Origin of the sequence: Amycolatopsis sp. SB7-3, from assembly GCF_041021335.1 — a bacterium.
GTDB classification, from domain to species: Bacteria; Actinomycetota; Actinomycetes; order Mycobacteriales; family Pseudonocardiaceae; genus Amycolatopsis; species Amycolatopsis japonica.
On record NZ_JBFPJQ010000002.1, the window covers coordinates 638,451 to 658,013 of the forward strand.

16 protein-coding genes are annotated in these 19,563 nt (G+C 69.6%); 4 read left to right on the forward strand and 12 right to left on the reverse strand.

Going from position 1 to position 19,563, the window contains the following annotated elements:
* Positions 1 to 111: 111 nt before the first annotated feature.
* Positions 112 to 1,617 carry an FAD-dependent oxidoreductase gene (locus AB8M46_RS21140; RefSeq protein ID WP_394361289.1) on the reverse strand — a complete coding sequence of 502 codons (1,506 nt, stop codon included), beginning with the start codon at positions 1,615 to 1,617 and terminating at the stop codon, positions 112 to 114.
* 1 nt (position 1,618) lies between these two features.
* Entirely contained in the window at positions 1,619 to 2,527 is a 909-nt protein-coding gene (locus tag AB8M46_RS21145) for a diiron oxygenase (protein ID WP_016334557.1), read from the reverse strand.
* Positions 2,528 to 2,637: 110 nt separating this feature from the next.
* Between AB8M46_RS21145 and AB8M46_RS21150 the strand changes: the two genes are divergently transcribed.
* Positions 2,638 to 3,501, forward strand: coding sequence for an alpha/beta fold hydrolase (locus AB8M46_RS21150; protein WP_394361290.1), 864 nt, complete (start codon positions 2,638 to 2,640; stop codon positions 3,499 to 3,501).
* On the opposite strand, the gene AB8M46_RS21155 is transcribed toward AB8M46_RS21150, so the two are convergent.
* The gene (locus AB8M46_RS21155; protein WP_037338511.1) at positions 3,485 to 3,811 is read right to left on the reverse strand and encodes a putative quinol monooxygenase; all 327 of its coding nucleotides are present in this window, start codon (positions 3,809 to 3,811) and stop codon (positions 3,485 to 3,487) included. The genes AB8M46_RS21150 and AB8M46_RS21155 overlap by 17 nt on opposite strands.
* A gap of 75 nt (positions 3,812 to 3,886) precedes the next feature.
* Between AB8M46_RS21155 and AB8M46_RS21160 the strand changes: the two genes are divergently transcribed.
* From AB8M46_RS21160 to AB8M46_RS21170, 3 genes are all read left to right on the forward strand, one after another.
* Positions 3,887 to 5,086, forward strand: coding sequence for a sensor histidine kinase (locus AB8M46_RS21160; RefSeq protein WP_394361291.1), 1,200 nt, complete (start codon positions 3,887 to 3,889; stop codon positions 5,084 to 5,086).
* Positions 5,074 to 5,721: a response regulator gene (locus AB8M46_RS21165; RefSeq protein ID WP_394361292.1), complete on the forward strand. Its 648-nt coding sequence runs from the start codon at positions 5,074 to 5,076 to the stop codon at positions 5,719 to 5,721. Before AB8M46_RS21160 ends, AB8M46_RS21165 begins: the two co-directional genes overlap by 13 nt.
* Before the next feature lie 127 nt (positions 5,722 to 5,848).
* Positions 5,849 to 6,043, forward strand: a complete 195-nt coding sequence (locus AB8M46_RS21170; protein ID WP_394361293.1) for a hypothetical protein — start codon at positions 5,849 to 5,851, stop codon at positions 6,041 to 6,043.
* Positions 6,044 to 6,085: 42 nt separating this feature from the next.
* Here AB8M46_RS21170 and AB8M46_RS21175 read toward each other — a convergent pair whose 3' ends face one another.
* From AB8M46_RS21175 to AB8M46_RS21215, 9 genes are all read right to left on the reverse strand, one after another.
* Positions 6,086 to 9,397 carry a serine hydrolase gene (locus AB8M46_RS21175; protein WP_394361294.1) on the reverse strand — a complete coding sequence of 1,104 codons (3,312 nt, stop codon included), beginning with the start codon at positions 9,395 to 9,397 and terminating at the stop codon, positions 6,086 to 6,088.
* Positions 9,394 to 10,386, reverse strand: coding sequence for an ABC transporter ATP-binding protein (locus AB8M46_RS21180; protein WP_394361295.1), 993 nt, complete (start codon positions 10,384 to 10,386; stop codon positions 9,394 to 9,396). Before AB8M46_RS21180 ends, AB8M46_RS21175 begins: the two co-directional genes overlap by 4 nt.
* On the reverse strand, positions 10,383 to 12,269 hold the full coding sequence (locus AB8M46_RS21185; protein WP_394361296.1) for a dipeptide/oligopeptide/nickel ABC transporter permease/ATP-binding protein: 1,887 nt from the start codon (positions 12,267 to 12,269) through the stop codon (positions 10,383 to 10,385). The genes AB8M46_RS21180 and AB8M46_RS21185 overlap by 4 nt, the downstream gene beginning before the upstream one ends.
* Position 12,270: 1 nt before the next feature.
* Positions 12,271 to 13,251, reverse strand: a complete 981-nt coding sequence (locus AB8M46_RS21190; RefSeq protein WP_394361297.1) for an ABC transporter permease — start codon at positions 13,249 to 13,251, stop codon at positions 12,271 to 12,273.
* Positions 13,251 to 14,849, reverse strand: a complete 1,599-nt coding sequence (locus AB8M46_RS21195) for an ABC transporter substrate-binding protein (RefSeq protein WP_394361298.1) — start codon at positions 14,847 to 14,849, stop codon at positions 13,251 to 13,253. The genes AB8M46_RS21190 and AB8M46_RS21195 overlap by 1 nt, the downstream gene beginning before the upstream one ends.
* Before the next feature lie 10 nt (positions 14,850 to 14,859).
* Positions 14,860 to 15,762: a serine hydrolase gene (locus AB8M46_RS21200; RefSeq protein ID WP_037338537.1), complete on the reverse strand. Its 903-nt coding sequence runs from the start codon at positions 15,760 to 15,762 to the stop codon at positions 14,860 to 14,862.
* Positions 15,759 to 17,147: a serine hydrolase gene (locus tag AB8M46_RS21205; protein WP_125733772.1), complete on the reverse strand. Its 1,389-nt coding sequence runs from the start codon at positions 17,145 to 17,147 to the stop codon at positions 15,759 to 15,761. Before AB8M46_RS21205 ends, AB8M46_RS21200 begins: the two co-directional genes overlap by 4 nt.
* Positions 17,148 to 17,268: 121 nt before the next feature.
* Complete coding sequence (locus AB8M46_RS21210) at positions 17,269 to 18,180, reverse strand: serine hydrolase (RefSeq protein WP_394361299.1); 912 nt, start codon at positions 18,178 to 18,180, stop codon at positions 17,269 to 17,271.
* Between the two features lie 61 nt (positions 18,181 to 18,241).
* Positions 18,242 to 19,510 (reverse strand): MFS transporter, encoded by a 1,269-nt coding sequence (locus AB8M46_RS21215; RefSeq protein ID WP_037338545.1) that lies wholly within the window; start codon positions 19,508 to 19,510, stop codon positions 18,242 to 18,244.
* Positions 19,511 to 19,563 lie beyond the last annotated feature (53 nt).

Below are 19,563 nucleotides of genomic sequence, written 5' to 3' on the forward strand. Positions count from 1 at the left end.
CGCCTGGACACGCGTGTCGTCCACCTGATCACACGTGTCGGCCATCCAGTCACGCGACATCGCCGCCCGCGCATCAAACCAACAGCGACATCGGACGTCGAAACCGTCGCGTCACCGTCCGCGGAACCGTGCGGCCAGCGCGGCCACCGGCGATCGCCGCGCCCGCACCGGAACTGCGCCGGAAGTGATGTCCTCCAGCAACGTCGCCACGGTCTCCCGCGCACAAGTGCGGTTCGCGCCGATCCCGCCCGACGGACCGCGTTTGATCCAGCCGACCACGTAGGCGCCACTGCGCCCGTCGACGCGACCGGCGGTGTTCGGGATGGTGCCGCGGTCGTCGTCGAATGGAAGCCCCGGCACCGGGACACCTCGATAGCCGACGGCGCGGATGACCTGACCGGCGGCGATCTCCACTGGCCCCTCCTGCCCCGTGACGCGCACGCCGCGCACCTGGGTGTCGCCCACGATCTCGGTGGGCGCGGAGTGGAACCGCAGGACGATCCGGCGAGCGTCCGAACCCGGCGCAACGGTCCAGTCGACGGTCTCCCGGCCGATATCGCGCAGCAGCGCCGCCTTGCCGGTGCCCGCGTCGATCGCGGCCGTGGTGCGCGGGTCGGCGTCATCGACGACGAGCGGCACACCGTCGCGTCCCGCCAGGGCGAGCAGCTCCGGTGACGTGTAGGCCGCGTCCTCCGGTCCGCGCCGGGCGAGCAGTACGACCTCCCGGATCTTGCTGGTGCGCAAGCGTTCCAGGGCGTGCGGGGCGATCGTCGTCCCGGCGAGGTCGTCGGGGTCGGCGGTGAGGATCCGGGCCACGTCCAGCGCGACGTTGCCCGTGCCGACCAGCACGACACGTTCCGCGGACAGGTCGACCGCGTTCGCGGGCACGTCCGGATGGCCGTTGTACCAGGCCACGACGGTGGTCGCGGCGATACTGCCGGGCAGATCCTCGCCGTCCAGGCCGAGCCGGCGCGCGGACGAGGCGCCGACCGCGTAGACGACGGCGTCGTGCCGCTCGGCCAGCTCGTCCACCGACACGTCGCGCCCGATCTCGGTGCCCAGGCGCATCTTCAGCCGCGGATGCTCGTGAAGACGCGAGAAGGTCTCGCCGATCCGCTTCGTGGCGGGATGGTCAGGGGCGACGCCGTAGCGGACGAGCCCGCCGGCGACCGGCAGCCGGTCGATCAGCGTGACCCGCGCGTTCGTGTGGAGAAGCAGGTCCTCCACCGCGTACATACCGGCCGGGCCGGTGCCCACGACGGCGATGTCCGGCGGCGCGAAGTCGCTCGGGATGGCCCGGTCGAACGTCGGCGGGCTCCACCGGTGGAAGTTCGGCGCCGGATCCACCGAGGCGACGGGCTCGCGGTCGGCGTAGAAGGCCGCGTTGATTCCCGCGTAGACCTGGAGCGGTCCGGTCAGCAGGTCCGCCGGGAAGATGGCGTCCACCGGACAGGCGTCCGCGCACGCCCCGCAGTCGATGCAAGTGTCCGGATCGACGTAGAGCATCTCGGTGGTGCCGAAATCGGGCTCGTCCGGCGTCGGGTGGATGCAGTTGACCGGGCAGACCGACACGCAGGTGGCGTCGTTGCAGCAGGTCTGGGTGATCGCGAAGGCCATGTCAGATCAGGTTCGCCCGCTTGTAGAACACCAGCGCGGGGCGGGTGAGCAGGCCGCACGAGCCGAGGAACTCCATCAGCCCGGCACAGCTCGACCGCATCATCGACTTGTGGTGCTCGTTGGCCTTCGCCTCGCGCAAGGCGCGCTTGGTGTCGAGTCCCGCGTGCTTGTACACGTCGCGGTTGATCATGCTGCTGACGATGAAGTACGAAGCGATCGCGATGACCAGCGCGTTGATCCGGCGGCGCAGGAAACCCGCGCCCTCCAGCTGCTCACGCGTCTCCTCCCTGGCGAACTTCATGTGCCGGGACTCTTCGACCACGTGGATGTTGTTGATGGTGCGCACGAACGGGACCACGCGTTCGTCGCGCATCCAGTCGCGCTGCATGACGTCGAGGACTTCCTCGGCGACGAGGATCGCCGCGTACGCCGCTTCGCCACTGGCCGTCGCCTTGAAGATCCGGCCGAGTTCGACGGCGAGTTTGCGCGGGCGGTACGGCGGCGCGCCGAGCTTCGCCGCGCCGCGGGCGAACATGATCGAGTGACGGCATTCGTCGGCGATCTCGGTCAGCGCCCACTGGAACGCCGGATCGGTCGGGTCCTTGGCGTAGAAGTCGCGCAGCACCATCTGCTGCAGGATCATCTCGAACCAGATGCCGGTGCTCGCCACGGAAGCGGCTTCCTGGCGCGTGAGCTCCTTCTGCTGCTCCGGGCTCATCTCGGCCCAGTAGCTCGTGCCGTAGAGGGTGCTCCACTCCGGGCTGGCGCCGTGGAAGTCCTTGTCCAGCGGCGTCTCCCAGTCCACCTCGGTGGCCGGGTCGTAGGACAGCATCGCGGACGAATCGAGGAGCCGCTGCGCGGTCTCGTGGCGGCCTGCCCCGGCCGTTCGTGGCACATCGGTGCTGGTCATACGGACCTCCCTGACGACGTCGACAGAGTGCGCGGCTACCTGTTACCGCGATTCACTGTTACTCAAGGTAACATATACGAGCAGTCCACGAAAGAAGGGGAAATCCGCCCATGACCGCGCCCCGCCGCATCGCCACCTTCGACCACGACGGACTCGTCTTCGACGTCCGGGACACCGGCCCGCTCGACGGCGACGTCGTCGTCCTGCTGCACGGTTTCCCGCAGACCGGCGCCTCCTGGGCCGACACCGCCGCCCTGCTCCACCAGCGCGGATACCGCACGATCGTGCCCGACCAGCGCGGCTACTCACCCCGCGCACGCCCGCGGGGCCGCTTCGCCTACCGATCCAGCCGTCTGGTGGCGGACACCGTCGCCCTCATCGACACCCTCGGCACCGGCCCGGTCCACCTCGTCGGACACGACTGGGGTGCCGTCGCCGCGTGGTCGACCGCGGCCCGGCGACCCGACCTGGTCACCTCCCTGACCACCGTGTCGGTCCCCCATCCCGGGGCGTTCCTCCGCGCGATGCTCGGCAGCGATCAGCTGATCCGGTCGTACTACATGTTCCTCTTCCAGCTCCCCTGGCTGCCCGAACTCGCCATCCGGAGCCGGCCACGCGTACTGGAACGCACGCTGGCCGGCACCGGGATGACACCCGCCCAGATCGACCAGGTCCGCCAGGACATCGTCCGCGGCGGCGCCCTCACCGGCGGACTGAACTGGTACCGCGCGATGGTCTTCAACCACCCGGCCGCCCTCCGCGCCCGGGTCACCGTGCCGACCACCCACGTCTGGAGCGACGGCGACACCGCCCTGTCCCGGTGCAGCGCCGAACTCGCCGGCCAGTACGTCGACGCCGCCTACCGGCTCGAAATCCTGACCGGCGTCAGCCACTGGGTGCCCGAAGAAGCGGCCACGACGCTCGCCGCCATCATCGACCGCACCGCCACGGAGGCCGCTAGTCGACCGGTGTGACCTCGGCCATCTCCGACCACGCATCGCCGTCGAGGTTCTGGTAGTTGATCCGGGGCTTCTCGGCGACGACGGTCGCCATGAACGGGAAGAACTCCTGTGCGTGCTGCGTGGCGACGTGGGCGTCACCGGCGGCGCTGTCGGCGAAGACCTCGACGAGGACGAACTCGTTCTCGTCGCCGGCATTCTGGTAGTAGTCGAACGAAATGTTGCCCGGTTCGCTACGCACCTGCTGCGTGTAGCGCTCGATACCCGCGAGCCATTCGGTGCGCTTCTCGGGGCGGATCTGTGCTTTGAGAACGATCAGGATCATGGTCCGAGTATCGCAAAGCGGGCCTTCACGCGCTCCGCTCCGAGGCCGCCGGCGGCCGGATGAAAGACTGACGGGGTGATCACCCGGCTCCGGTCCAGTTGGTCCGCGATCCGGTACCTGGCGGTCGGCGCGGCCTCGTCCATCGTCTCCTGGTTCGTCCTCGTCGGCATGCTGTTCGTGCTGATGATGTGCCCGTTCGGTGTCGGGATCCCGGCGGTGCCGCACGCGCTCAGGCTGATCAGGTATCCGGTCAACTTCGAACGACGGCGATCGGCGCGCCTGCTGGACGAGCCCATCCCCGAGCCGTACCGATCCGGGAACCCGGTGACCGATCCTGCCTCGCGACGGGATCTGGCCTGGCTCGCCTTCCACGCCGCCACCGGTTTCCTCATCGGCATCTTCGCCATCGCCTTTCCGCTCGGCGGGGTCCGCCAGATCGTCACGGCGTTCATCTGGCCCTTGGTGCCCGGCGGAGTGGAAAGCTCGCTCGGGTTCATGGTCACGTCGTGGCCGCTCGCGGCGCTCAGCGCGGTCACCGGCGCCGGCATGATCGCGCTCCTGTTCCTGTATCCTCGTCTGGCTCGCTGGCAGGCTTCCATCGCGCGCAGGCTGCTCGGGCCGGCGCCCGGGGTGGTGCTGACCGACCGCGTCGTCGAACTGGCCGCGTCGCGGGCCGCCGCGCTGGAGGCCCACGGCGCCGAACTCCGTCGCCTCGAACGCGATCTGCACGACGGGACCCAGGCGAGGATCGCCGCGGTGGTGCTGCAGCTGGGGATCGCCGATTCGCTCTTCGACAAAGACCCGCAGCGGGCACGGGAACTGCTCGGCAAGGCGCAGGACACCGCGACCGGCGCGCTCGCCGAACTCCGGACCGTCGTGCGCAGCATCCATCCGCCGTTGCTGACCGACCGCGGCCTCGACGGCGCCGTCACCGCGCTGGCCGACCGCTGCCCGGTTCCGTGCACTGTGGACGTTCGCAGCCGCAGCCGCCGTCCCGCCGCCGTCGAAGCGGCCGCCTACTTCGTCGTCGCCGAGATGCTGGCCAACATCACCAAGCATTCCGGCGCCGAACACGCTTGGATCACCCTCGACGGCACCGCCGACACCCTGCTCATCGAAATCCGCGACGACGGCCACGGCGGCGCCGACGAAGCCGCGGGCAGTGGCCTGTCCGGGATCCGCAAACGGGCCGAGGCCTTCGATGGGACCTTGAAACTGTCGAGCCCCGCCGGTGGGCCGACCGTACTGAAAGTGGAGTTGCCATGCGGGTCGTGATCGTCGAGGACGACGCGCTGCTGCGCGAAGGCCTGGTGATGCTGCTGAACACCTCGGGCATCGATGTCGTCGCCGCGGTGGACGACGTGGAGGAGTTCCTCGAACTGGTCACCAAGGACCGGCCCGACGCGGTGATCACCGACGTCCGGCTGCCGCCGACCCACACCGACGAGGGCCTCCGCGCGGCCGTCAAGGCGCGGAAGATGTACCCCGGGCTGCCCGTGCTCGTGCTGTCCGCGCATGTCGAAACCGGCTACGCGGCGGAACTCCTGGCCGACGGCAAGGGTGCCGTCGGATACCTGCTCAAGGAGCGGGTGGGGAAGGTCGAGAAGTTCCTCGACGCGCTGGACCGGGTCGTCAAGGGCGGGACGGCGATGGATCCCGAGGTGATCACCCAGCTGATGGCGCACCGCCGGGCGACCGATCCGCTCGAAGGGCTGACCGCGCGCGAACGCGAGGTGCTCGGGCTGATGGCGGAGGGCTACAACAACACCACCATCGCCGAGCTGCTGGTGGTGAGCGACGGCGCGGTGCACAAGCACATCCGGAACATCTTCGCGAAGCTCGGGTTGCCGGAGGACAGCGGGCATCGGCGGGTCTTGGCGGTGCTGGCCTACTTGGGCGGTAAAGGCTGACGCCCTCGTGAGGTCCTAAAGCGAAGGGTCAGCGCCTCGACCCGGCAGGCGCGGTAGCGCTGGCACCACCCCACGACGGGGGTCACTCCCCTGGTTCCCCGATCCGCCGGACCATAGCGTCTTTCCCATGAACGACACCAAAAACGCCGGCGGCACGCTCGTCACCGCCTCCCTCTGGCTGGTCCTCCTCGTCAGCTCGGCCATCAACGCGATCGGCCAGTTCGCGGGGCTGGACTGGACTTTCCGCACGATCGCGGGCGCAGTCGCGGTCGTGTGCATCGTGCTGCTGATCGTCCGTTACGTCGCCCGGCGCAGGGCCTGAACACTTCGGCCCGCCCGGAAGTCCGGGCGGGCCGAAGTGCGTTCAGGACACCTTCGGCGTCGCGCGCACGCCGTGGTGCATGTACGGCTCACCGGTCGGCAACGTGTAGAACGTGACCGGCATCCAGGTCTGCGCGCCCGGCTCACGGCAGACGTAGAGCGAATCGGTCACCGGGACCAGGTCGAATTCCATCGTCTTCTCCGGCATCAGCTCGGCAAGCGGGCCCGTTGCGGTCTGCCGCAGCCGGAGTCCGTCCTTTTCGGACAGTACCTCCATCAGCACCCCGGCCCGCTCGTAGACGCCGACGTGCCTCGAACCGTCGACGGTGACCGGAGACGAGGGCGGTGTCAGCGGCCGCGGCATCGCCACATCCGCCAGTTCGGCGAAGATCTCCCAGTACAGCTCCTCGAACAGGTCGCGGGCGTTGCCGCCGTTGGTGAGCAACGTGACGGCGAGCCCCTGATCGGGCAGCAGCCGCAGGAACGCCGACTGCCCGATCGTGTTGCCGTCGTGGCCGATGACCCGTCGTCCGCTCCACTCGTCGCGGATCCAGCCGAGGCCCCAGGAGTCACCGAGCGAGTGCTTGTCGGGCAGGTCGGCGTGCTTCTCGGCCATCGCGGTGGCGGACGCCGTCGTCAGGATCCGTTCACCGGACGGGGTGAGACCGCCGGCCAAGTGGAGCCGCGCGAAGCCGAGCACGTCCTTGGCGGTGGCGGTGATCAGGCCCGCCGGGCCCATGTTCCGCGGCAATCCCCAGACCGGCGCGGGTTTCGGGTCTTCGTCCGCGCCACCGACGTGCCCGACGGCGGTACGGAGCAGCAGCGCTTCCTCGGGCAGCGTCACGGTGTGGGTGAGACCGAGCGGCGCGAACAGTTTCTCCCGCATCGCGGCGTCCCAGGTCTGCCCGGTGAGCTTCTCGATCACCCGCCCCATGAGCACGAAACCCGAGTTGCAGTAGGAGAACGTCTCGCCGAGCGGATGGTTCTGCGCGGCCTGGTCGAGGATTTCGACATAGCGTTCGAGGCAGTCGTCGCCCCGGCCGGTGTCGGTGAAGACGTCCCCGTCGATCCCGCTGGTATGCGTCAGCAGATGCCGCATGGTCACCTGCTTGGCGACGTCCGGATCGGCGAGCCGCAGCTCGGGGACGACGTCGGCGATCGGGGCGTCGAGGTCGAGAAGACCTTCGTCGACCAGCTGCATGACCACGGTCGCGGTCCACACCTTGGAGATCGAGCCGATCTGGAACACCGAATCCTCGGTGACCTCGACGCCGGTCTTCGTGTTCAGCACGCCGTAGGAGGCCAAGACCTCCGCGTCATCACCGACGCGCGTGATGCCCAGCGCGGCTCCGGGGACGCGGTGCTTGCGCGCGAGTTCGGCCAGCCGTCGCCGCCAGTGCGCCGCTTCGATCGGCACTCGCGACACCCCGTCCGCGGGCGCGGCGTACTGCTCGACCCACTCGAGAACGCGCCGGTTGAAGTCGACACGCTGCGAGGGCGGGCCATCGAGGATGAACAGGTGCGAGGCGTCCGGGTACAGCACGAGCCGCGACGGGACACCGCGCGCACGCAGGGCGCCGAACCACTGCTCGGCTTGACCGACCGGGCACCGGTCGTCGTTCGCGCCTTGGACGACGAGCGTCGGCGTCCGCACGTCGGCGACGCGGGCGAACGGCGAGAACCGCTCGTTCTCCTTGTCCCAAGCCGAACCGCCGAGCTCGCCGACGGCCAGGTAGTGCCCGGCGTCGGACGTGCCTTCCATGCTGGTGAGGTCGCTGACCACACCGCCGGCGACAGCGGCGGCGAAGCGGTCGTCGCGGCTGGTCAGGTAGCAGGTCATGAACCCGCCGTAGCTGTAGCCCGCCACGGCGAGCCGGTCCGCGTCGGCGATCCCTTCGGCGACCAGGTGGTCGAGGGGTTCGAGGAAGTCGGCCGCGTCGGCGGCCCCCCACGCGCCGACGGCGCCGGTGTAGAAGTCCTCTCCGTAGCCGTCGCTGCCACGCGGGTTGAGCAGCAGCACCGCCCAGCCTCGTGCCACGAGCTCCTGGTGATAGAGGTGGATCGAGTCGGCCGCGCCGTTCCAGGCGTTGTGCGGCCCGCCGTGGATGTCGAGCAGCAGTGGCGCCGCACCGGTTCGTGACGGGTCCCGCAGGAGCCAGCCGTGGACGACGGTGCCGTCGCCGATGGTGAATTCCCGTTCCTCATGACGAAAAAGCTCGATGTCGGACTCGCCGTGTTTCGTCCGCACGTCGACCGCGCCGGTGGCCGGGTCGACGAGGGTGACCTCGCCGAACGACGTGCCCGTGGCCAGGACGACTACGACCCTGCCGCCCGCGATGTCCATTCCGGACACGACGCGGTCCGCGCCCGCCAGTACCGCTCGTGGCGTCCCGCCCTCGGTGTCCACTTTGTACAGATGAGTGCACCCGCGGTCCCGGACGCCGAACAGCACGGCTCCGTCCTCGGTCACCTGCGGCAGGGCTCCCGGATAACCGGGGCCGCCGGACATCACGTTCCGGTCCAGCGCGGCGGCCAGGTCGACCGGATCGCCACCGTCGAGCGGTACCCGCCACAACCCCAGGTGCCCGACCTCGGTATCGGGCCTGCCGACCACCAGCAGCGCGGCGCCGTCGGCGGTCCAGCCGACCGTGCCCGCCATCCCTTCGCCGGAGCCGATCAGCCGCGGCTCGGAGGTCTTCGTGGTCACGTCGAGCACGTAGGCACCGGAGCGGAAGGTCAGATCCGCGTCACCGTCCCGCCCGGCGGAGAAGGCCAGCCGGGTTCCGTCGGGCGACCAGGCCGGGTCCCCCGCGTGCCAATCGCCGAAGGTCACCTGCCGGACTTCCCGGGTGGCGACGTCGAGGACGTGCAGATGTTTGCGGATGGTCTTGATCAGCCCCGCGCCGTCGGCCTTGAAGTCGAGCCGGTCGGCCACCACGGGGGCGTTCGGCGCCAGTTCACCGCCCGCGAGGTCGACCGCGGCCGAGAACGCGATCTTGCCGCCGTCCGGGCTCCAGACCGGGGCACCCGCCCCCAGCGGGAGTTCGGTGATCCGTTCGGCCTCCCCGCCCGACGACGGCAGGAACCACACCTGCGGTGGTCCGTCCTGGGCACGGAGGAACGCGATCCGCGTGCCGTCCGGCGCCCATTTCGGTGCCATGTCGGCGGTTCCGCGCGTGAGCTGTCGCGCTTCGCCTCCGGTCGCGCCGACCTCCCAGAGCGTGTGGACGTTCCGGTCCTCGTCGCGGTCGGCGGTGCGCAGGACGTAGACGATCCGGTCGCCGTCCGGGGAAAGCGAAGGCTGGCTGGGGACGGCGATGTCGTACAGGTCGTCGAGACCGAGACGTCGGGTCATGATGCGCTTGCTCCTCTGGAGATCGTGAGCTGGTGGCTCTCGGTTTCGCTGAAGTGGCAGGCCGCCGAATGACGTCGGTGTGCCGCGTCATCGGCGGGATCCGCCTGGAGGCAGAGTTCGCGGCCGGTCCGCACGAGCGGGCCGACCGGACAGCGGGTGTGGTAGCGGCATCCGGCCGGCGGATGGTGCGGGTCGGCGGGTTCGGCGTCGGCGGTCTCGCTCGCGTCACCGACGTCGAGCAGCGAACCGGTCGCCGACGGCGCCGCGGCGAGCAGATCCCGGGTGTACGGGTGCTGCGGATCGGTGAGCACCTGTTCGGCCGGGCCGACCTCCACGATCCGGCCGAGGTACATCACGGCGACGATGTCGCTGAGATAGCGGATCACCGCGAGGTTGTGCGAGATGAACAACATCGACAGGCCCAGCCGCCGTTGCACCGACCGGACGAGGTTCAGCACCGCTCCCTGCACCGAAACGTCGAGTGCGGAGGTGATCTCGTCCGCGATCAGCACCTCCGGCCGTCCGGCCAGCGCACGGGCGAGCGCCACCCGCTGCCGCTGGCCGCCGGACAACTGCCCCGGCAGGTGGGCCGCCCGCTCGGGATCGAGATTGACCAGTTCCAGGAGCCGGGCGACCTCGTCCCGGCGCGCGGCGCGGCCGGGCAGGACCCCGCGCGGGATCGCCTCGGTGATCGACTCCCCGATGCTCATCCGGGGGTCCAAAGAGGAATACGGATCCTGGAACACCATCTGCAAGGGCGGACGGCGGGGCAGTTTCCGCACGTCCACGCCACCGAGTAGGACCCGTCCGGCGCTGATCGGCGAGAGCCCGACGGCGGCACGGGCCAGCGTCGATTTCCCGGAGCCCGATTCGCCGACGAGCCCCACGACCTGTCCGGAAGGGACGGTCAGGCCGACCCGGTCGACGGCGGTGAGCCCGCGCCTGCCGCCGTACCGCACGCTCACCGCGTCGAACACGAGATCGCTCACTCCGCACCTCCGGCGGTCACGGTTTCCTTGGCGGGTTGGGAAAGCGGCGCGGGATACCAGCACGCGACGCGATGCTCGGCCCCCACGCGCTCCAACGCCGGGTCTTCGAGACGGCACCGGTCGGTCGCCGACGGGCATCGGTCGGCGAAAGCGCAGCCGTTGGGCACGCGATCCGGCTCCGGCGGACGGCCCGGGATCACCGCCAGCGACGCCTCACGATCGGTTTCGAGGTCGAGCGTCGCGGCCATCAGGGCCCGTGTGTAGGGATGCCGCGGCGTCGCGGCGGACGGCAGATCTTCCACCACCCGGCCCGCGTACATGACCAGCATCCGTTCGCACGTCTGGGAAACGACCGCGATGTCGTGGCTGATCAGGATGATCGCCGTGTCCCGCTCGGCCCTGGTCCGCGCCAGCAGGCGCAGCAACTGCCGCTGCACGGTGACGTCGAGTGCGGTGGTCGGCTCGTCGGCGATGATGAGCTTCGGGTCGCCCATCAGGCCCATGCCGATCATCGCGCGCTGCCGCATCCCGCCGGAGAACTCGTGCGGATACTGCCGCGCGCGGCGTTCGGCGGCGGGGATCCGCACCGCGCGCAACCGGTCAACGGCCCGCTCGAAGGCCTTGGCACGCGGAAGTCCCTGGTGCTGCTCGGCGACTTCGGCCAGTTGACGCCCGATCCGCCTGGTCGGGTTGAACGACGTCATTGGATCCTGGAACACCATCGCCAGCGAGGTGCCGAGCAACCCGCGCAACTCCCGTTCCGGCGTCGTCAGCACCGCTTTCCCGGCGAATTCGAGTTTGTCCGCGGTGACCACGGCCGGCGCTTCGACCAGCCGTGACACCGCCAGCCCGGTCAGGCTCTTCCCCGAGCCCGACTCGCCGACGACCCCGATCGCCTCGCCCGCGCGGACGGTGAAGCTCACCCCGCGTACCGGAACGGTCCAGCCCGCCGGACGCGGGAACGCCACCTGAAGGTTCTCCACCACCAGCACCGCGTCGTCGCGGTCGTCGGCGGCGGCCTCCCTGGCGGGCGTGACCGGCCGCGGCGCGAGCTTGCGAAGTCCCGTGCGGACGCCGATCACCCCGGCGACGGTCTCACCGACCAGGTTGAACGCGAGCCCCGCCAGCACCACGGCCACGCCCGGCGCGAGCGCGGCCGCCGGGTTGACGTAGATCCCGTTGAGCCCTTCGCCGAGCAGCCGTCCCCAGTCGTAATCCGGTGCCTGCACGCCGATGCCGAGGAACGACAGTCCGGAGAAGGCCAGCAGGGAAGCACCCGCGCCGATGGTCGCGTTCACCACCAGCGGTTCGCCGATGTTGGGAAGGATGTGCCGGAGCAGCAACCGCATCCGGCCGACCCCGGAGATCCGGGCGGCGGACACGAAGTCCTGCCCCGCGACGGAGGCCGACAGTGTCTGCGCGAGCCGCGCGAACGCCGGTGCCAGCGCGAACCCGACCGCGAACACCGCGCCGTGCGTCCCGACCCCGAAGATGACCGAGAAGAACAACACCAGCAACAGCCCGGGGAACGCGACCGCGATATTCACCGCGGACGTCACCAGCCGTGCGGCGGGGCGTGGCAGCAGCGAGGGCAACGTGCCGAGCACGAGCCCGCTCACCACTCCGATCACCGTCGCGAGCACCGCGAGCAGTACCGAAAGCCGGGTCGCGACCAGGACGCGGAAGAGGATGTCGCGGCCGAGGTCGTCGGTGCCCAGCCAATGCGCCGCCGAAGGTCCCTGCCCGATGGCGTTCGTGTCGATCGCGAAAGCGTTGTCGTGCCACAGGATCGGGGCGAACACCGCGAGCGCGAGCACCAGCGTCAGCAGGGCCGCCGCGAACGCGCCGACCGGGGTGCGCAGGGCCGCGAACCATTTCGCCATCTCAGTTCTCCCGGATCGTCGAACGCGGATCGAGGACGGCCAGCAGCACGTCCACCGTCAGATTCACCAGCAGGACCCCGATGCCGTAGACCAGCACGATCCCCTGCACCAGCGGATAGTCCTTCTGCAGGATCGACTGGGCGATGGTCGAACCGAGGCCCGGCCAGGCGAAGACGTTCTCCACCAGCACCGTCCCGGCGACCATGCCGGTCAGCATCAGCCCGCCCATGGTGAGCGTCGCGGTCAACGCGTTCGGCAAGGCGTGGCGCAGGTACACCAGCCTCGCGGGCAGCCGCTTCGCCCGCGCGGTGCGGATGAAGTCGTTGCCCAGCACGGAAAGCGTCTCCACCCGGACGATACGGGCGAGTACCGACGCCGGACCGAGCGCCAGCGCGATCACGGGGAGCACGAACGAACTCGCGTCCGCGTTCCCCGCGACCGGGAACCAGCCCAGCTGGACCGAGAAGAACGCGACCAACGCCACGGCGAGGAGGAACTCCGGGATGGCCGCGAGCAGCACGGTCGTCGAGGTGAACGCCAGCTCGCCGCCCCGACGGCGTCCGCCGCGGGTCAGCACGGCGAACAGCAGGCCCAGCGGGATCGCCACCGCGATGACCACCGCGAAGGCGGGCAACGCCAGTTCGAGGGTGGCGGGCAGCCGGTCGCCGATCACCTCGGAGACCGGCTGCCCGCTCGTCATCGACGTCCCGAAGTCACCGGTGACCAGTCCGCCGAGGTAGTGGACGTACTGCAGCCACAGTGGATCGTCGAGGCCGAGCGCCGCCCGCCGCGCGTTCACCAGCTCGACCGGCGCGGTCAGGCCGAGCGCCGCCCGGACCGGGTCGCCCGGGATCAGCTGGATCATCAGGAACGCCGTGGTGATCAGGACCCACAACGAGATCGCGAACCGGCCGAGGCGGCGCACGGCGAACGACAGCCAAGGGTTGCCGCGCAATCCGGCCGGGGCGACCGAGACGGCCATCAGCTGTACATCCGGATCGACGAGGGCTCCACCGAACCGAAGATGACCTTGAACCGCGCGTTGCTGCCGAAGGTCGGGATGACCGAGTTGACGTAGGGCACGACGTCCAGCCGCTCGATGAGCGCCTGTTCCGCCGCGAGCCAGGTCGCGCAGCCCGATTCACCGGACATCCGCGCCGCCTGCGCGGCCTGCGACGTGTACTTCTCGTTCTCGATATGGGCGAAGTTCGTGCCCGCCGGCGGTTTCGGTCCCGAGACGAACGGGCCGACCTGGCTCGGCAGCAGCAAGGTCACCGGCGCCAGCGAGATGTCCCACTCGCCGGTGTTGAAGAGCACCTGGCTGGTCCCGGGGCTGTCGAGGCCCTTGAGCGTCACGTCGGCGCCGACGGCCTTCCACGACTGCTGCATCAGTTCCGCCGCGGGCGCCATCGTCGGCCCGAGTTGCGTGCCGTAGATGGCGGTCAGCGCGAGCCGTTTGCCGTCCTTGACCCGCACCCCGTCCGCTCCCGGCTTCCAGCCGGCCGCGTCGAGAGCCGACTTCGCGGCGGCGACGTCGAACGCGGGGAGTTTGCCCGCCACCGCGTCCCCGGCGCACGCCCTGGGTTCGGTGGTGACCATCCCCTGGCTGGGCGCCCCGGAGCCGCTGGTGAGCACCTTGCCGATCTGGGCGAGGTCGAGTGCCTGCACCAGTCCGCGACGCACGGCCAGGTCGCCGCCCGCCCGGCCGGGTGCCTGGTTGAAGAACATCTCGCCCATCGGCACGACCTGCTCGCCGTGGAACAGCTTCTGTGCACGCAGCCGCTGCTGGTCCTGGCCGGTGATCCGGGCGCCGTTGAGCTCACCGGACAGCAGCAGGTTCGCGGCGGTCGTCATGTTCTGGATGACTCGGAAGGTCACCTTCTCCGGCAGTCCGGGCTGCTCACGCTGCCAGTCCCCCGGCCCCCACGCGTAGTCCTTTCGCCGGGTGAGGGTGTAGTGGTCGTTCGGCACGATCTCGGTCATGGTGAACATGCCGGTGCCGTACTTGCCCTTGGCCAGCGCCTGTCGGTCGGTCACGCCCTTGCCGCACACGATGGGCAGGCCGCCGACGTTGCGCAGCAGGAACGCGTCCGGCGCACCGCTGGTGAGCGTGATCTTCCGCGCCGCGTCGTCGGCGGTCGCCTTGGTCCCCGGCGCGACGGTGAGCCCGGACATCGGCGACTTGTTGGCGGGATCGCCGACGAAGTTGACGTTCGCGGCGACGTCGCTCGCGGTCAGCGGCGAGCCGTCGTCGCAGGTGATCCCGTTCCGCAGGATGAAGGAGGCCGTGGTCGTGGTGGCCTCCCACTTCTCGGCGAGGCCGGCGATCGGCTTGCCCGCCTCGTCGAGGTTGATCAGGCTGTCGTAGAGGTAGCGCCCGATGTCGAGCGCGACCGAGAGCACGGTCATCGCCGGGTCCAGTGCTCCCGGATCGGTGCCGATCGCCATCGTGAAGGTCTTGCCCTCGGTCAATTTCTGGTTCGCGGTCCGGTCCTGCCCGGATTGCGACGTCCCCCCGCACGCGCTCACGGTCAAGGCCACCACGCTCGTGATCGCGGCGGTGAGCCGGGCTTTCTTCATGCGGTTTCTCCTACTGGGTCACGGTCTGCGCACGGAGGTGATCGACGGCGAGGCGGGCGGCCTCACCGAGGGCGGAGTCGACCGCGGGCTGGCGGTCGGCGAGGGATTCGGCGCGGGTGAACACCGCGACGGCGTAGCGGCGACCGTCCACATGGGTCACCACCCCCGCTTCGTTGCGGACGGCGGGGAGCGTCCCGGTCTTGGCCGCGATCGCGACCCCCGAGGGGAAACCGGACGAGATCCGGTGCGGCCAGATCTGCTGCGCCATGATCGTCCGCACGCGTTCGCAGGCGGCCGGGTCGCCCGCGCGGTCGGTCCAGATCGCGTCGAGCAACGCGGTGATCTCCCTCGGCGTCGACGACGTCGTGCGTTCCGGGTCGAGCACCGAGAGCTTCCACATCTGTTCTTCGGTCGCCGCGGCGAAGACGGCTTCCAGGTCGTCGTCCGGTTTCGCGCCGAGATCGGCGATCACCGAGGCGAACAGGTCTTCGCAGCAGCCGACCAGCCGTGTCCTGGCGAGGCCGAGGTCCGTGAGCACCCGGTCGACGGCCTCCTGCCCGACCCGGTGGTAGACGACGTCGGTCGCGGCGTTGTCGCTCATCGTCAGCATGAAATGCGCGAGGTCGCGCCAGCTCATCTCGACGTCGTCCGCGCAGCCGGCGGTCCCGATCCCGCCGATCCGGTACCGTGCGGTGACGCGGGTCCGCTCGGTTTCGTCGATCCGTCCGGCGGCCACCTCACGGGCGAAGGCGACCGCCACCGGGATCTTGAACACGGACGCCAGCACGACCGGATCGTCGGCGCCGACACCGACTTCGGGGCCGTCGGGGACGCCGATCTCGCGCGCGTGCACGAATCCGCGTGCCCCCGCCTCGGCGAAGACGGCCTCGATCTCGTCGGCGATCGCCGTCACCGGGCCACCCGGCGGTCGGCCCGTCCCGTGTGGACGAACAACGCGCGGCCGGTGCCGTCGTCACCGACGAACGCGTGCGGCATGTGCAGGCCGAGGCCGTCGTGCTCGGCGACCAGGGTGTCGCCCTTGTAGCCGAGCAGCCTGGTCTTCTCCGGCGCCGAACCGAGGTCGGCGAACATGCCCTTCATCGTGCGTTCCAGCCACAGGCCGCCCTCTTCGTCCTGCGTGACGACGATGTCCGCCACCTGCGACGAGTACTCGCCCACATAGCGCGACGGGTCCGCCGGCGCTTCCGCGGCGTTCGGCTCCGGCAGCGGCGGGACCTCGACGCCGGCGAGGTCGCCCAGCACCTTCCGGAAGACGTCCAGGTACAGGTGCAACGGTTTGCCGCCGTTGGTCAGCAGGGCCACCGCGACGTTGCTGCCCGGCACCACGCGAAGGAACGCGGACTGGCCGATGGTGCCGCCGTCGTGGCCGATCACCGGGCCGCCGTCCCAGTCGAAGATCATCCAGCCGAGGCCCCACGCCCCGCCCATCAAGCCGAGGTAGGGCAGTTCGACCTGGCGTTCCCACATGGCGCGGGCGGTTTCGGGCTTCAGGACCTGGGTGCCGTCGTCCGCACGGCCTTCGTTGAGGTGCATGCGCACGAAGGTCAGCAGGTCACGCGGGCGCATCGCCAGATGCGAACCCGCCGGCACATTGGACCGCGTCAACGCCCAGGCGGGCGCGGCCACCGGCTCGTCGTCCGGCTTCGGCTGGAGGTGCCCGATCGCCGCGCGGTACCGGATCGCGTCGTAGGGCCCGGCCGCGGCGTGGGTCAGGCCGAGCGGCGTGAAGAGATGGTCGCGCAGGCAGTCGTCGTAGGACTTGCCGCGCAGGACTTCAACGATCCTGCCGAGCACGCAGTACCCGGCGTTGTTGTAGGAGAACATCTCCCCCGGTTGGAACAGCTGGGGCACGTCGGAAAGCGTCGCCACGAGCTTCGCGACGCAGTCGTCGCCCTGCCCGGTGTCGGTGAAGATGTCACCCTCGAATCCGGAGGTGTGACAGGTCAGCTGCCGCACCGTGATCCGCGACGCCGCGTCGTCGTCCGCGAGGGTGAACTCGGGAAGGTAGTCGCGGACCGGCTTGTCGAGGTCGAGCCTGCCTTCGTCGACGAGCTGCATCGCCAGGGTGGTCGTCCACACCTTGGTGATCGACCCGATCTGGAATACGGAGTCCACTGTGGACTCGACACCGGTGTTCTTGTTCAGGATTCCGGCCGCGTGGTCGATCACCTCGCCGTTCGCGAAGACCGCGATGGCGGCGCCGGGCACCTGATGCTTCTCCAGAAGGGCGGAAAAGTTCTCCGCGAGCCAGGTATCGATTTCGGAAAGTTTCGACATGCGCACCTCTTGTCCGTGGAAAGGGTGGTCCGGCGGTTCCCGGAATGCTAGGCCGGTGACGGGCGTCACCGGTTCGTGCGGAACGACGAGAGCGGCGGGAAAATTCATCCGGGCGGACGAATCATTCGCGGTCGGCCTCGGGAAGCCTGAGCCATTCGACGGCCTGTGCCGCGGCGAAACCGATGAACGCGTCCCGCTCCGGCACCCGCGACCGCCCGTCGACCGCGTCGGTGAAAATCCCTACCGCGTAACGGCCGCCATCCGGGTACTCGACCACGCCGACCTCGTTGCGCACCGACGGCAGGGTCCCGGTCTTGCCGCTGACGCGGATCCCGTCGTCCGGGAACCCGGACCGCAGCCGGTGCGGCCACACCTGGAGGTCCATCCAGCGCCGGACGTCCGCGCACGCCGCCGGAGCCGCCGCCTCGTCGCGCCAGATGAGCGCGAGCAGCCGGGTGATCTCCTCCGCGGTCGTGGCGCAACTGTGCTCCGGTTGCAGGGCGCGCAACGCCTTGATCCGCTCGATCGGGAGCTCGGTCAGCAGTCTTTCGTCGTCCTCGTAGGAGATCCCGAGGTCTTCCCCAATACCGCCGAGCACCTCACCGCAGTCCTGCGAAACGGTGGTGTGCTCGAAACCGAGGTCTCGCAACGTTTTCTCGGTCGCTTCCTTGCCGACGCGCTCGAGGATCAGGTCGGTGGCGACGTTGTCGCTGATCCCGATCATCAGGATCGCGAGGTCGTACCAGGACATCGTGATCTCGTGCCGGAAGGTGGCCAGACCGTACGGGCTGGGCGTGGGATGCCCCGGCGGGACGGTGATCCGCTCGCCGAGGTCGAGCGCGCCCTCCGCTCCCTGCTTCGCCAGTTCGAGCGCGATCGGGACCTTGAAGACCGACGCCGTGACGACCGGGGCGTGTTCGTCGACGCCGATCCTCCGGGAGCCGTCGATTTCGGCCGCGTGCAGCCGGACCCGGACTCCGACCTCCTTCGCGCGCTCGGTGATCTTTTCGGTGACTTGGGACGCGGTAGACATGGAACTCCTTGTCTGCGTTGGGGTCGTGAGTGGCGTTTCGGGTTAGAACCCGAAACGCCACTCACGACGCCGAGCGGGAACCGGCCGGGGAGAACGTGAACTGCGCCGGGTTCTGCGGTACCCAGAACGCCATCACGGCGGTGAGGAACGTCGTGCCGATGAGGAAACCGAACGCCGCGGTGTAGGAGAACGCGTCGGCGAGCCAGCCCATGGCCACCGGCGCGACCGCGCCCGCCACCTGGCCGCCGAAGTTCATCACTCCCATCCCGATCCCGGTGACCGCCGTGGGCAGCACTCGCAGCGGCAGACCGAAGACGGCCATCGTCGCCATGCCGAACACCGCGAGCGCCAGCGTCTCGTAGAGGGTGAACTCCGCCGTGGTCTCCGCGGACACCATCAGGATCAGCAGCACCACGGTCACCAGCGCGATGGAGCTGAGGTACCACCGGCCGTGGTCGTGGAAGTAGCGGTCGAACAGCCAGCCGCCGAGGATGGTGGTGCCGATGCTGACCAGCATCGGGATCGCCGCGAGCACACCGGTCTGGTTCAGCGTCAGGCCACGCGCCTCGAGCAGATAGCTGGGCACCCAGGTGATCAGGCCGTAGTTCAGCATGTTGGTGGCACAGAACAACAGCGTGAACTTCCAGACCACAAAGGACTTCAGCACCTGCTTGCGGGAGACCTCCGGGGTCTTGGCCTCGTCGCGCGGAAGGCTGCTCAGCCTTTCGGGCAGCGCCTTGGGCAGCAGCGTCCAGACGACCACGCCGATGATCGCGCCGACACCCGCCATCCAGAAGAACGTGTGCCGCCAGCCGACCGCCATCAGCAGCGGGCCGACGATCAACGGCGCCAGGCCGGCACCGATGCCACCGGCGGACAGCATCACGCCGGTCACTGTCGCGCGATTCCCGGGCGTGGTCCGTTCGGCGATCGCCTTGAACGAGGCCGCCGGGAAAAGTCCTTGGCACACACCGAAAAGGCCGCGGACGACGAGCAGCATGCCGAACGTGCCCGCCATCCCGGTCATCGCGGTGAACGCCGACCAGAGCAGCAGCGTGGCCAGCATCGGCCCCCGCGAGCCGTACCGGTCGGCGAGGAAACCCGCCGGGATCTGGCAGACCATGTACACCAGCGCGAACACGGTGACGAGCCAGCCCTGCTGGGTCTTGCTGAGCTCGAATTCGGCGCCGATCATCGGCAGCGCCATCCCGATCGAGAACCGGTCGATGTAGTCGACCGCCCAGGCGAACACCATCACCACCATCGTGATGAGCGCCGTCCGGTTGATCCGCCGTGCTGTCCAGGTGTCCTCGTTGACCACTGCCGTCATGGCGCCTCCGCGGAAACTTGGGGAGAAAAGGAGAACGACGCGAGCGTGGCGCC